Annotated in this window: 7 protein-coding genes; 5 read left to right on the forward strand and 2 right to left on the reverse strand. The window is 72.1% G+C overall.

Annotation, left to right across the window (positions count from 1 at the left end):
* Nucleotides 1-42: 42 nt before the first annotated feature.
* From ACTWNK_RS40405 to ACTWNK_RS40425, 5 genes are all read left to right on the forward strand, one after another.
* Nucleotides 43-2,919, forward strand: a complete 2,877-nt coding sequence (locus tag ACTWNK_RS40405) for an AfsR/SARP family transcriptional regulator (RefSeq protein ID WP_474310216.1) — start codon at nt 43-45, stop codon at nt 2,917-2,919.
* A gap of 202 nt (nt 2,920-3,121) precedes the next feature.
* Nucleotides 3,122-4,690: a TIGR02677 family protein gene (locus ACTWNK_RS40410; protein WP_474310218.1), complete on the forward strand. Its 1,569-nt coding sequence runs from the start codon at nt 3,122-3,124 to the stop codon at nt 4,688-4,690.
* Nucleotides 4,687-6,003 (forward strand): TIGR02678 family protein, encoded by a 1,317-nt coding sequence (locus ACTWNK_RS40415; RefSeq protein ID WP_474310219.1) that lies wholly within the window; start codon nt 4,687-4,689, stop codon nt 6,001-6,003. The genes ACTWNK_RS40410 and ACTWNK_RS40415 overlap by 4 nt, the downstream gene beginning before the upstream one ends.
* The gene (locus ACTWNK_RS40420; RefSeq protein WP_474310222.1) at nt 6,000-10,196 is read left to right on the forward strand and encodes a TIGR02680 family protein; all 4,197 of its coding nucleotides are present in this window, start codon (nt 6,000-6,002) and stop codon (nt 10,194-10,196) included. Before ACTWNK_RS40415 ends, ACTWNK_RS40420 begins: the two co-directional genes overlap by 4 nt.
* A complete protein-coding gene (locus tag ACTWNK_RS40425) occupies nt 10,193-11,467 on the forward strand; it encodes a TIGR02679 family protein (protein ID WP_474310224.1) in 1,275 nt (424 codons plus the stop codon). Before ACTWNK_RS40420 ends, ACTWNK_RS40425 begins: the two co-directional genes overlap by 4 nt.
* A gap of 18 nt (nt 11,468-11,485) precedes the next feature.
* Here the strand turns inward: ACTWNK_RS40425 and ACTWNK_RS40430 are convergent, their stop codons facing one another.
* Nucleotides 11,486-12,652 carry a serine hydrolase domain-containing protein gene (locus tag ACTWNK_RS40430; protein ID WP_474310225.1) on the reverse strand — a complete coding sequence of 389 codons (1,167 nt, stop codon included), beginning with the start codon at nt 12,650-12,652 and terminating at the stop codon, nt 11,486-11,488.
* A 185-nt stretch (nt 12,653-12,837) separates the two neighbouring features.
* The gene (locus ACTWNK_RS40435) at nt 12,838-14,430 is read right to left on the reverse strand and encodes an AMP-binding protein (protein ID WP_474310226.1); all 1,593 of its coding nucleotides are present in this window, start codon (nt 14,428-14,430) and stop codon (nt 12,838-12,840) included.

Genomic DNA, 14,430 nt, shown 5'->3' on the forward strand with positions numbered 1-14,430 from the left:
ATACTCTGGAATTCAATTGAACGCCGCTATTACACTATGGCGATGCTGGTCATCCAGGTGCTCGGCCGCCTTCGGGTGTGGCGCGATGATCGCGAGGTCGATGCCGGGCCGCCCGCCCGCCGGCTGATGCTGGGAGTGCTGGCGCTCAACGCCGGGCGGCTGACCACCCGCCGCGAGCTCATCGAGTCGCTGTGGGGCGACCGGCCGCCGTCGAGCGCGGTCAACGTCCTCCAGACGCACACCAAGCACCTGCGCCGCCTGCTCGACCCACGGCGCAGCCCGCGTGACCAGGGCGGCGTGCTCGCCACCGTCGGCGACGGCTACCTGCTGCGCCTGGCGGAGGGCGCCCTCGACCTGCTGCGTTTCCGGAGCGCGGTGGCAGCCGCGCACAAGGCCGAGACCGGCGGCGACCCGGCGCGTGCCGCCGCGCTGTTCCAGGAGGCGCTGCGGCTGTGGGAGGACGACGCGCCCCTGTCCGACGTGCCCACGCTCGAACACCATCCCAAGGTGTGGGGGCTCAAGGCCGAACGCCGTCGCGCGCAGCTGTCGTACTGGGATCTCATGCTGCGGGCCGGACATGCCGCCGAGGTCGTCTCGGCGCTGGCGGTGCAGGGCGCGGCGAACCCGCTCGACGAGGCGATCCAGGCCACCCTGATCCGCGCGTACCAGGCGACGGGCCAGCGCACGGCCGCCTTCGAGCGCTACGAAGCCACCCGTCTCGTGCTGGCCGACGAGCTCGGCGTCGACCCGGGCCTGGAGCTGGAACGGGCGCATCGGCAGCTGTTCGAGGAGCAGGAGGCCAGGGGCGCGCCGAGGATTCCGCGGCAGCTCCCGGCGCCGGTGCCCGACTTCACCGGACGCGCGGGCGAGCTGGCCCGGCTCGACGCCGTGCATGCCGACCGCCCGCCGGGCATCGCGGTCGTCTGCGGCACCGCGGGCGTGGGCAAGACCGCGCTCGCCGTGCGCTGGGGTCACCATCGGCGCGACCTGTTCCCCGACGGGCGTATCCACCTCGACCTACGCGGCGACGACGCCGAACACGCGCTGTCGCCGTACGAGGCGCTCGGGCGGTTGCTGACCGCGGTGGGGGTACCCGATCAGGCCATTCCCGCCGACACCCAGTCGCGGGCCGCGCGCTGGCGCACCGAGACCGACGGCCGGGGGCTGCTCGTCCTGCTCGACAACGCGGCCTCGGCCGAGCAGGTACGGCCGCTGCTGCCCGGCACGCACGACACCCTCGTGCTGGTCACCAGCCGGGACAGGCTGGCCGCCCTGGTCGCCCTGCACGGCGCGCATCGCATCGAACTCGACCTGCTGCCCCTCGGCGACGCCGTCCACCTGCTGCGCAGGCTGCTGGGCGAGCGGGCGGGCGGCGATCCCGGCAGCGTCGACGCGCTCGCCGCCATCTGCGCCCGCCTGCCGCTGGCCCTGCGCCTGGCCGCAGAGTACGCCGGGGCGCAGGCGCACCTGCCGCTGACCGGCGTGGTGGCGCGGCTGCGCCGGGCCGGGCCGCTCGACCTGCTCGACCTGGGCGGCGAGGCGGCGATCCGGCATGTCTTCGGCTGCTCGTACCGGCTGCTCGACGCCGAGGCGCAGCGCCTGTTCAGACTGCTGAGCCTGAACCCGGCGTCGCATGCCACCACGGCCTGTACGGCGGCGCTCTCGGGTGTCGACGAGAGCGGCGCGGCCCGGCTCCTGCACCGGCTGGCCTCGGCCCACCTGCTGCGATGCGACGCCTCGGGGCGTTACGGGTTCCACGACCTGCTGCGGGCGTACGCCGCCGAGACGAGCCTCGCCACCGACGCCGAGGCCGAGCGGCAGGCGGCCGTTGACAGGCTGCTTGAGCACTACTGCGGCATGGCCGTCGAGGCGAGCAACGCCCTCTACCCCGGGTGGAGCGAGTGCTGGCGCCATGCCGGGCTGGCCCTCAAGCCGGGCGGCGTCGCCCTCTCGCCGGACGCGGCCCTGGCCTGGCTGGACGGCGAGCTGGCGTCGTTCGGCACGATCTGCCGTTACGCGGTCAGACAGGGACGGCCGGAACGCGCGGTCGCCCTGGCCGCGGCGCTGCACCGCTACCTGGAGTCCGGGCACGGCACCGAGGCCCTGTCGATCTACGCATGCGCCGTCGAGGCCGCGCGGAGCACGGGAGACGCGGAGGGCGAGGCGCACCTGCGCACCAACACCGGGGTCGTCCTGCGGCTGCTCGGCCGCTACGCCCCGGCCGTCGCGGAGCTCGGCGAGGCGCTGGAGCTGTGCCGCAGCATCGGCAACCGGCACGGCCAGGCCCGCTCGCTGTCCAATCTGGGCATCATCGAGGAACGCCTCGGCGAGTTCGCCTCGTCGGCCGCCAGGCACGGCGAGGCCGTCGCCCTGTACGGCGAGATCGACGACCCCTTCGGCCAGGCCGGGGCGCTGACCAATCTGGGCAACCTGGAGGAGTCGCTCGGCGCCTACCCCGAGGCGGCGGGGCACTTCCTGGCCTCGCACGACATCTATGTCGCACTCGGCGACCGCGCCGGGCAGGCCGTCGCCCTGTGCAACCTCGGCCAGGTCCACAGCTCGCTGGGCGAGAACGACCTCGCCGTCGTGCGGCTGCGCGAGGCGCTCGGCCTGTTCCGCGAGATCGAGCACCGTGACGGCGAGGCCACCGCCCTGAGCAACCTCGGCACCGCCCTGTGCCACCAGGCACACTTCGAGGAGTCCCTGTGCCACCTGGAGCAGGCGCTCCAGATCTTCCGCACGACCAAGCACAGGTACGGCGAGGCCAGCGTCCTCAATGCGATCGGCACGACGCTGCGCGCCATGGGCCGTGCCGACGAGGCCGCCCAGCACCACCGCCTGGCCCTGGCGATCGCCACCGAGACCGGCGACGAGGACGAACGCCGGCGCGCGGCCGTCGCACTCCAACACCTCGGGTGAGAACGCGACTCTGGTGCTTCTCCTCGACAGGATTTCCTTTCATGACCAAGCTTGCCGCAGATACCCCGTTCTAATGATTGCGGGGATATAAATGAATGCGATGAAGCGCACCACGGACCGCTGAACGCAAATACGATGCGATTCCGGCTTCCGGCCCGGTCGTACGGCCGTGCCGTCGCAAGAGGAGGCAGCGGCGAACACGATGCAAGAGTCGCAGGGCCGCGACGTCTGGCAGCGGCTCAACGCCTACAGCTATCTCAGCGCGCCGGAGCGGCTGGAATACGTGGCGATCATGAGGGTGTTCTGTGCGACGCTGCTCGCCGACCTTGCCGCGCCTGACGTGCTGGCGAAGCTGGCCGGCTCGGGCGGACCGGCGTCGGGCCTGGACGCCGAGACGCTGACCTCCCGTCTGGAACAGCTCGTACGCTGGGGAAACCTGCTGCGCGGCAGCCACACGGTCAAGGCGGTGAGCATCGCCGACTATCAACGCGCCAGGGCGAGATACCAGCTGTCCAAGACGGGCGAGCAGATCCAGCGCGACGCCGACGAGGTCCTGGCCGGAGCCGACGCGGCACGTGAGGTCAGCAGCGAGTTGCTGGCTCTGGTCGAGCGCGGGCTGCGCGAACTCGCCGGACTCGTCGGCGATCGCGATGACATCGATCCGCAGGATGTCCTCGAAAGAGTCAGCACGGTCTTCGTGCAGTTCACCGGATTCGCCGAATCGGTCAGGGACTTCTACGCCTACCTCGGACAGGTACTGGCCAGGTACGACCTGGACGGCGCCGAGTACCAAGGCTTCAAAGAATTGCTGCTCGACTATGTCGAGGCCATCACGGAAGACGTCGCGTTCCGGGCTCCGAGAATCGCCTCATTGCTGGAACGGCTCTGGCCGGAGCTGCCGGGCCTGCTCAAACGCCTGGACGCCCACGCACACGGCCTCTCGGGGGCGGCCGTCTCGGCTGCGGGGCGCGAGGAGACCCGCGTGCAGCGCAGCCGTGGCCGTGAGCTGTCCGACTGGGAGGGCCTGCGCGGCTGGTTCAGCGACCTGGACGGCCACGGCAGCCAGGTGGACCAGCTGCGCAACGCCACCCTGCGGGCGCTGCAGTCGCTGCTCGCCAACGCCAAACGTATGCTCCGCTCGGCCTCGGGCGAGATGTCGAGGCGCAAGGACCTGCTGCGGCTCGCCTCCTGGTTCGACACGGCCGGCCCCGAGGAGGCGCACGACATCGCGGTCGCCGCCTTCGGCCTGTACAGCGCCAGGCATCTGAGCCTGCCCCCGGACGCCGACCAGGCGATCCCCGCCTACTCCAGCTGGTGGACCGGGCCTGTGGTCGAGGTGCCGGTCGCGCTGCGCGAGCGCGGCAGCCGTGCGCAGCGCGGCCGGACGGCCTCGGTCGAGGACCACTCGGCGCAGAAGCGGCGGCTGCGTCAGGCCGCACGCGAACAGGCCGAGGCCCGCGACGCGTCCGCTGCCGAACTGCGCAGCGCCTCCGGGCAGTTCGCCGACACGAAGCTCACCTCTGCCGCGCTCTCGCTGCTGCTGGAGCTGCTGGCGACGGCCTTGGGGAACGCTCAGCTGCGACGGGAGTCGCAGGGCTTCGACCTGGAGGCGGCATGGAGCCAGGAGCCCGACCTCGGCATCCGGCTCACGGTACGCCGGGTCGGCGGCGCGCGTACGGTGCTGCGCTCCGTGGACGGCGTCCTCGTGCTGGACGATCTGGAGCTGACCGTCGAGGGCCTCGAAGCGGAGGTCGGTGCGGGCGCCGGATGAGCGTCCCTTCGGCCCACGACGCCGCACTCGGCGCGGAACGGCGCGCCGCCGCGCGACTGCTGCTCGCCCATCCGCTGGTGAGCGCGAACGGCCCGCACGCGGACCTGTTCCCCCTGGTCCGCAGGCATGCCGACTGGCTGACCAAGCGCTTCCAGCTGGTGCTGGGGTATCGGCTGCTGGTCGACACCTCCTACGCCCGGCTGTTCAAGGCCGGGCTCGGCCCTGCGGCGGGGCATCGGTTCGAACGCGCCAGCGGGGCGCCGTTCACTCCCCGTACCTACGCTCTGCTGGCGCTGGCTCTGTCGGTGCTGGTGACGGCCCCCGAGCAGCTGCTGCTGTCCCGGCTGGTCGCCGACATCAGGGCCGCCGCAGCGGACGCCGAGATCGAGCTGGAGGAGAGCGGCCGGGCCGCGGAGAGGCGGCCCCTGGCCGCGGCCCTGCAGCGACTGGTCGCCTGGGGCGTGCTCACCGAGACCGAGGGGACGGTGGGCGTGGTGGCCTACGAGGACGGCGGCGAAGCTCTGCTCACCGTGGATCGCGAGATCGCACGCGCCGTGGTGGCCGGGCCGCTCGGCCAGAGCCGGAGCGGTCCCGATCTGGTCCTGCGTGCCGCCGACCCCGGGGTCGGCGGCACTCGCACCTACGTACGCCGGATGATGGCGGAACGGGCGGTGCTCTACCTGGACGACCTGACCGACGCCGAGCGCGACTGGCTCCGGACCAGGCAACGCCGTGAGGCGGTGGCCTTCTCCGAACTGTTCGGTCTGGAGGCCGAGATCCGGGCCGAAGGCGTGGCGCTCGTGGACTCCGACGACGATCTGACCGACCTGCACCTGCCGGGGACCGGCACGGTCGCCCAGGCGGCACTCCTGCTCGTGGCCGGGCTGGTCGAGCGACTGCGTCCCGAGGATCCCGGCCATCCCGCCACCGGAGGACGACTGGTCGTCGGCGTCGCCGTACCCGAAGGGCTGGCGGACGAGGTGCTCGCCGAGCTGATCACCGAGTACGGGCGGCGCGGCAACTGGCAGCAGGCCTATGTCGACGACCCGCCCGCCCTGCGGGAGGCGGCCATGGACCTGCTGGCACGGATGCGGTTGATGGCCCCGGCCGGTCCTTTGCGCGCCCAGGGACACGGCCTGCACGAGGAGTACGAGGCGCCCTCGGTCGAGAGCCGCTCGGTCACCGACGTCACCGGAGCGCGTCCCGGCACCGGTGGATGGGTGCTGCTGGCGGCTGCCGCGCGATATGCCGCGCACGTCACCGTGAGGAAGGCCGCCGAAACAGCCGGTTTTCAGGAGGAGCTGCCACTGTGACCACCGACTCCCCCACCCTGCCGCGCTTCCGGCTGCACCGGGCGGGCATCGCCAACGTCTGGCAGTACGACGAGCAGGAGTTCGCCTTCGGTGACGGGCGGCTGCTGCTGCGCGGCAAGAACGGCGCGGGAAAGTCCAAGGCCCTGGAGATGCTGCTGCCCTACCTCCTGGACGGGGACGCGCGGGCGCTGGACGCCACCGGGACGGGCCGAACCACGCTGACCTGGCTGATGCTGGACGGGTTCGAGCAGACCAATCGCCTGGGCTACCTGTGGGTCGAGTTCCGCGGCGAACAGGACGGAGCGGCCAGGTACCTCACCCTCGGGGCCGCGATCCGGGCGTCGAGGTCGACGAAGAAGGCCTCCCCGTCGTTCTTCGTCACCCCGCTTCGGGTGGGGGAAGGCCTGCGGCTGGTGGAGGGCGGGACGCCGCTGCCTGTGGAGCGGCTCAAGGAGGCGGTCGGGGCGGCGCACGTGACCGAGCGCGCCGCCGATCACCGTGCACGGGTGGCCCGTGAGCTGTTCGGCATCACCGACACCGCCAGGTACCGCAACCTCACTCACCTGCTGCACCAGCTGCGGCGCCCCACCGTCGGCGACCGGGTCGAGTCGGGCGGGGTGGCGGCCCTGCTGAGCGAGACGCTGCCGGGCCTGGAGGAGGAGGTGGTGGAGAAGGTGGCCCGCAACCTGCAGGACCTGGACACGGTCAGACAGGACCTGGGCCGCCTGGAGAAGACCGACGCGGCCCTGCGTACCTTCCTCGTCGCCTACCGGGGCTACCTGACCGGCGTGCTGCGGCGGGCGGCCGAGGCGGTGGGCCGGGAGCTCGACCTGCTCGGCCTGCGCCGCAGGGAGGCCGGTGACGCGGTGAAGCGGACGAGCGGGCTGCGCAACCGGGAGAACGAGGCGGAGCACGCGCTGCGGACGCTGGGCGAGGACCTCGAACGATCGCGGGCCGAGCTCTTCGCCCTGCGCTCCAGCGACGCCTACCGCGACCTGGGCAGGCTGGCCGACCTGCGGGCGAAGGTCGAAGCCCTGCGTTCCACCGCCACCACGGCCTTCACCTCGCTGCTGCAGGCGCACGGCGCCGAGGAGCAGGCGGCCGACCGCCTCGCCGAAGGTGTCGCCCGGCTGCGGGGCCGACTCGGCGAACTGGCCGACGAACACCGATCGCTCCTGGCGGAGGCTGAGCGCGCCGGGGTGGCGGCAAGCCATCTGGGCGTCCCCGTCGCCCTGCCCGTCGACCGGGCGACAGGCCATACCGAGGAGGAGCTGGTCGACCCGGCGGGCGGGCGGCAGACCGTACGGCACCGGCGGGTCACCGCGGCCGACACCGAGGCCGCCGAGGCCGCGCTCCGGGCGTGGCGGGACCGGATGACAGGGGCGGCGACGGTCGTGAAGAACCGAGGCCGTGCCACCGATGAGGTCACCGATCTCGTCGGCAAGGCCGAACGCGCCCAGCGCAAGGCCGTCGGCGAGGAGGCCGAGCGCTCACGGCTGGAGGACGAGGCCGAGGAGGCAGCCGAGACAGCGGCGGCACAACGGGACCAGGTCATCACGGAGAGCATCGACTACGCCCACGGGGTGACCGGCTGGGCACAGCGCACCTTCGCCGCGCTCGGACCCGGCCGTCCAGCGCCGGACACGATCCTGGCCACGGTCGATCTCTCCGCCTCCGCTGACGCCCCCTTCGACGAGCGGGTGCTGCCCGCCGACGCCGACGCGCAGGCCGGGCAGGCGGCCGACGCGATCCTGGACCCGTACGACACGCGGCTCACGCAGCTGCGCGACGACAGGGCCCAGGGCGTTCGTCTCCTCGACGAGGCGGTGCGGACCCTGATCGCGGAGCGGGAGTCCCTTGAGCGCCGCACCGATCCGGAGCCGCCCACGCCGCCATACCGCAACGCCGAACGCGCACCGGGCACGGGAGCGCCGCTGTACCGCCTGGTGGACTTCGCGCACGGCACGACGGACGGGGAGCGTGCCGGGCTCGAGGCCGCCCTGGAGGCGAGCGGGCTGCTGGACGCCTGGGTCACCGCGGACGGCGTGACGCTCGACCCGCTCACCCGTGACACCCTGCTGGCTCCCGGAGCCCCGGCTCACTCGGACGCCAGGCTGGGCGAGGTGCTGCGGCCGGTTCCGATGCCCGAAGGCGGGGTCACGGCCGAGCAGGTCGAACAGGTGCTGGCCGCGGTGGCCTTCGCCCCCTTGCGGGAGACCACGGCGCCCAACGCCGTGTACCACGACGGCGGCTGGCGGCTGGGGCCCCTGCGCGGCCGGCATGCCAAGGACTCCGCCGAGTACGTGGGCGCCGCCGTACGGGCGCGGACGAGGCTTCGCAGGCTGGCCGAGCTGGATCGCCGGATCACCGAGGAGCGGGAGGCGCTGCGGGCCGCGGAGCAGCGGCTGGAGGAGGTGGAGGTGTGGCGGCGTGCGGTGACCGACGGCCGCCGCAGCCTCCCCAAAGCCCGTGCGCTCGCCTCCGCCTGGGCCCGCCTCGACGCCGCCGACGCCGCGGTCCGCACGGTGACAGGCAAGGCGGCCCAGGCGGCCAGGAGGGCTGCCGACGCCAGGACCGCGGCGGTGTCGGCCAGGCGGATCGCGGAGGACACCGCGTCGGCCCACGACCTCCCGGCCGCCCTGGACGGCCTGGCCACGATCCGGAACGCACTGAAGTCCCTGAGCTCCGGCCTGGACCGCCTGGGCAGGACCACGGACAGGACGATCGGCGGACTCGACGGCAACCGCGGTGAGCAGAACGGGCACAACAACGCCCGGCGCACCCGGGGAACGGCGCAGACCGACTACGAGACCGCGCTGGAGCACCTGCGTCCCGAGGACGGCAGGCTCCGCACCCTGGAGGCCGCGGTCGGAGCAGCCGAGGCCGAGATCCTGAACCGCGAGAAGGACGCCGAACGACGGATCAGCGGGTTCGCCGATCGGCTCCCCCAGGCGAGAAACGCGCACGCCGATGCGCGCGAGCAGCGGATCCGCGCGGAGGAGACGGAGAAGAAACAGCTCACGACGCTGGAGGCGCAGGAGGAGGCGGTCATCGCGGTGGGCGGCGTCCTGCGCGGCGCGCTGGGGCGCCCGGAGGTGCTCGGCGGAGCCGGTCTTGACGCCTCCTCCCTGCTCGAAGGACGGGCGGACGACCCCTCGGCCGCGACCCGTACCCGGATCCGTGCGCTGCGCGAACTGGCCGACGTGCTCCAGCAACGCCTGGACCGGCCGAAGAGCGAGGTGTCCGACAGCGCGCTGCTGAACCGGCACACCGAGCTGCGCGACCACCTGGCAGGCGGATACGACGCTCAGGTGGAGGAGCATGACGGGATCAAGGTCTGCCGCCTGATCGACGACCACGGCACACACGACGTGGCCGTCGTGGGAGAGCGGATCGCGGCCAGGGCGGCCGAAGCCCGGGGCCGGCTCACCGAACGGGAGAGCGAGGTCTTCCAGCGCTTCCTCACCGGAGAGCTGGGCGACCACCTGTCGGAGCAGGTGATCGCCGCCGCCGATCTGGTCGCCGCGCTCAACGACACCCTGCGTACCGTGCGGACCTCGCACGGCCTCGGGGTGGAGCTGCAGTGGCGCCTGCACGAGGACGTCGACGCCGATGTACGGGCCGCCGTCGAGCTGCTGCGCAGTCCCTCGCGCCTGCGCAGCCGCGACGAGACCGAACGGCTGCGCGACGTGCTGCAACGGCGTATCGAGGACGCGCGCAAGGCCGACCCCTCCGCCGACTACGCGGCCCATCTGCAGACGGCCCTGGACTACCGGGACTGGTTCCGCTTCGACACCTTCGTGGTCGAGGACGCAGCCCCCGGCCGCAGGCGCAAGCTCAACAACCGGACCGGTCTGAGCCAGGGCGAGCAGCGCGTGCTCTCCTACCTGGTGCTCTTCGCGGCTGCAGCCGCCCACTTCACCACCCTGGGCGAGTCCGCACCACATGCTCCCCGGCTGATCCTGCTGGACGACGCGTTCGCCAAGGTGGACGAGCCCACCCATGGCAGGCTCGGGCGCATCCTGGTGGAGCTCGATCTCGACTTCGTCCTCACCAGTGAGCGGCTCATGGGCAACTGGGCCGAGGTCCCGGCCTTGGAGATCTACGAATGCCTGCGCGATCCGCATGTCCGGGGGGTGGCGACCCTGCACTACACCTGGAACGGGCACCGGCGGCGTCTGGTCGCCGGATGAGTGTGATTCCCCCCGAGACCAGGCAGTGGCTGGCGCTTCCCGCACTCGACCGGCTGTGGAAGGCGGCGCGCGTACGGCTGGAGGGCAACGGTCTGCTCGCCACCGGCTCGCTGCGGCTGACCGGACTGGGGCACGCCGAGCGAATCGTCCTGACCCAGTTGCTCGGCCGTACGGTCACCGGTGCCGCTGTGACCGTACGGCTGGACATGCTGGATGCCCGGCTGCGGGCCTCGGCCGCCGGGGTCGGGCTGGTGGAGATCCTGAATGCGCTCGGGCCGCCGCTCACCGACCGCCGGGCCGTCAGGGCGCAGGCGCGGGCACGGCGCGACCGGACCTGGTCGGAGGTCTCCGTGGCCCTGAGCGCGTCCGCGCTGGCCCATGCGGAATGGACACAGGAGTGGCTGGAGGCGTTGCGCCGGACGGGCCTTCCGGCGGGAGTGCCGCCGGAGGTCGCGGCGCGGACGCTGCGACAGGCGGTCGCGGTCCTGAGCGCGCTGCTCGGTGACGCAGGAGGCGATGGAACGACAGGGCCACGAGGCCGCGGTGAGCTCGCCGCCGAGGCGACCGGGTCCGCGCACGGGCTGGACGACGGGACCTGGCTGGCCCGACTGGTCCAGCGTGGCCTCGCCCTGGCCCATGGGGTCGCCCTCCCGGACGACGCGGCAGGGCGGCGGGCGCTGTGGCGGCTGGCCGAGGTGGCGCCCGACGAGGTGTCGAGCACGGTGCTCACGTACGGGCTGCGGCCCGAGGGCGGCGGCTGGCGTGAGCGTGCGTTGCGTGAGCGGGCCGAGCATCATGCCGAGAGCCAGCTCACCCTGCGCGACCTGCGCGGCCTTCGGCTGTCGGTGCCCGCCGGAACGGTGATCCGGATCTGTGAGAACCCCCGGGTGGTGGAGGCAGCCGCGGACGCCGCCTGCTCCGGTGCACTGGTCTGTACAGCGGGCAGCGCGGCGACCGTGGTGCTGGTCCTGCTGGATCGTCTGGCCGACGCCGGTTGCCGCTTCGCCTATCACGGGGACTTCGACTGGCCGGGTCTGCTGCTGGCCAACCGGGTCGTCCGGCGTTACCGGGCATCGCCGTGGCGGATGTGCGCCGACGACTACGAGCTGCTCGCCGAACGCACCCGGGCCGCCGGGATCCCGCATCTCCCGCTCACCGGGCGGCCGGTGAGCGCGGACTGGGATCCGGCCCTGGCCCCGGCCATGACGGCTTTGGGCGCCGCCCTGCACGAGGAGGCCGCGCTCGACCTGCTGGTGGCCGATCTCGGCTGAACGTGGTGGTCGGGGTGGTCAGGAGGTCGCTGCCGTGTAGGCCTTGGCCAGGGGGACCCAGGTGGCGGGGGCGTCGGTGTCGGAGTAGAGGCGGTTGGTGAGGACGACGAGGGTGACGCCTCGGGCGGGGTCGGTGGCGCCCATGGAGGTGAAGCCTCCGTAGCCGCCGGTGTGGCCCTGCCAGGTGCGGGTGCCGGTCTTGACGCTGAAGGTGGCCAGGCCGTACGTGGTGCCTGCGGCGACCGACTGGGGGGAGGGGGTGGTCATCGTGGTGAGGGTGGCGGGGCGCAGGACCTTCTTGTCGACGAAGAGGGCGTTCAGGAAGCGGGCGGCGCCGTAGGCGGTTCCGGCGAACATGCCGTCGCCGAACGGGAGGCCGAAGGCGTCGCTGGGGATGCCGGTGGCGCCGAAGGCGGTGAAGTAGTCGGTGAGCTTGCCGTTCTCGGCGAAGTAGCCGTGGGCGAAGCGCGGGAGGTCGCTCGGGGAGCGCTTGGCGGTGAGCTGGTCGCCGCGTTCGCCGGTCCTGGCGAGGAAGCGCTTGACGTCGCGTTCGAGGGCGTGTGTGCCGCCCGCCAGCTTGGTCAGCACCTGGGCCAGCAGGATGAACCCGGTGTTGGAGTAGGCCCAGCTCTTGCCGGGATCGACCGGCTGACGCACGCCGGGCGCCAGCATGTCGAAGGTGAAGGGCCGGTCGGGCTCGTACTTCGCGCCGGTGGGCATGAGCTCGGCGACGTCGGGCTGGGCGTAGATCTCCGGGTAGCCCGCGGTGTGCGACAGGAGCATGCGGGGTGTGACCACCCGCGCCCCGGCGACTTTCCTGCCGACATAGGCGGAGATCGGGGTGTCCAGCGAGAGCTCGCCCCGGTCGACGAGGTGCAGCGCGTACGCCCCGAGGATCAGCTTGCCGAAGCTGGCCAGGCTGAACATCGTCGTCCCGGTGACGGCGGCGGGCGGCTCCTCGATCGCCCTGCCGATCTTCGCCGACCAGATGACCCTGCCGTTCCGCATGGCGACGGCCTGGACCGCCTGGCCGTCCGCACCGCCGCTCGCCTCGGCGAACGCCTTGTCCAGGGCCTCGCGCACCCGCTTGTCCGTGCCGCCGGTCGTCGACGCCAGGGAGGCGTGGGGTGCGACGCCGACCAGGGTGGCGGCCAGCAGGGTGAACACCACCAGGTGCTTTCTCATTGCGGATGCTCCTTCGCGATGTCCCGTCCGGACCCGGCCTTCGATCGGCCGGGCCGGAGAGGGGATCAGTGGGATGAGGAGGCGCCTCCCTCTGAGAATCGCAGCGCGTGCCCGGGCGTTCGTCCTTCGCCCGGACGAAACCGGCCATAGGGCTGTCAGCCTGGCGGGGCAGACTTAAGACGTACTCACCGGTCGAGTCCCAGCAGCCGTACGCCCTCCTCGCGCATCTCCACCTTGCGGATCTTGCCGGTCACCGTCATCGGGAAGCCGTCCACGACATGCACGTATCTGGGGATCTTGTAGTGTGCGAGCCTGCCCGCGCAGAACTCCCGCACGGCCTCCGCGCCCAGTGCGGCGCTGCCCGGTCGCAGCACGATCCAGGCCATGAGCTCCTCGCCGTACTTCTCGTCGGGCACGCCGACCACCTGGACGTCGGCGATGTCCGGATGCCGGTAGAGGTACTCCTCGACCTCGCGCGGATAGACGTTCTCGCCGCCTCTGATCACCATGTCCTTGATGCGGCCGACCACGTTGACGTACCCGTCGGCGTCCATGGTGGCCAGGTCGCCGGTGTGCATCCAGCGGGCGGTGTCGATGGCCTCGGCGGTGCGTTCGGGGTCGTCCCAGTAGCCGAGCATCACCGAGTAGCCGCGGGTGCACAGCTCGCCCGGCTCGCCGCGTGGCACGGTGCGACCGGTCTCCGGGTGAGTGATCTTGACCTCGACGTGCGGCATGACCCGGCCGACGGTCTCCGTGCGCCGGGCCAGGCTGTCGTCGTGACCGGTCATGGTGGAGACGGGCGAGGTCTCGGTCATGCCGTAACAGATGGCGACCTCGGTCATGTTCATCTCGGTGACGACGCGCTTCATCACCTCGACCGGACAGGGCGAGCCCGCCATGATGCCGGTGCGCAGGCTGGACAGGTCGTACTGCCCGGCGAGTGCGAGTTCGGCGATGAACATGGTCGGCACGCCGTACAGGGAGGTGCAGCGTTCCGACTGTACGGCGAGCAGGGTGGCGGCGGGGTCGAAGCCGGGTGCGGGGATGACCACGCAGGCGCCGTGCGAGGTGGCGCCGAGATTGCCCATGACCATGCCGAAGCAGTGGTAGAAGGGCACGGGCAGGCAGACGCGGTCGTGCTCGGTGTACCTGAGGCCCTCGCCGACGAAGTAGCCGTTGTTGAGGATGTTGTGGTGCGAGAGCGTGGCGCCCTTGGGGAAGCCGGTCGTGCCCGAGGTGTACTGGATGTTGATCGCGTCGTCGGCGCTCAGCGACGCCATGCGCTCACGCAGACGTTCCACGGGTACGGTCTGCTCCAGCAGGCGGTCCCAGCCGGGGTCGCCGAGGAAGACGACGTCGGTGAAGCCGATCTCCCGCACCATCGCACGGTAGTCGCTGCCCTTGTGCGTGAGCGCGCTGATGAGCAGGCGCAGGCCGGACTGCCTGACGACGTAGTCGAGTTCGTGCGCGCGATAGGCGGGATTGACATTGACCAGGATCGCGCCGATCTTCGCGGTGGCGTACTGGACGAGCACCCATTCGGCGCAGTTCGGCGCCCAGATGCCGATCCGGTCGCCCTTGGCGATGCCGGACGCGAGCAGGGCCAGGGCCAGGCGGTCGACGTCGGCGTCGAGTTCGGCGTAGGTCCAGCGCCTGCCCGACGGCACGTCGACGAGGGCCTCGCGCTCGCCGAAGCGGCGCACGGTCCGCTCGAAGTTGTCGCCGATGGTCTCGCCCAGCAGTGGGGTCGGCGCGACGGCGCTCGCGTAGGACGTCAT

It is taken from the genome of Nonomuraea sp. IBHARD001, from assembly GCF_056106265.1.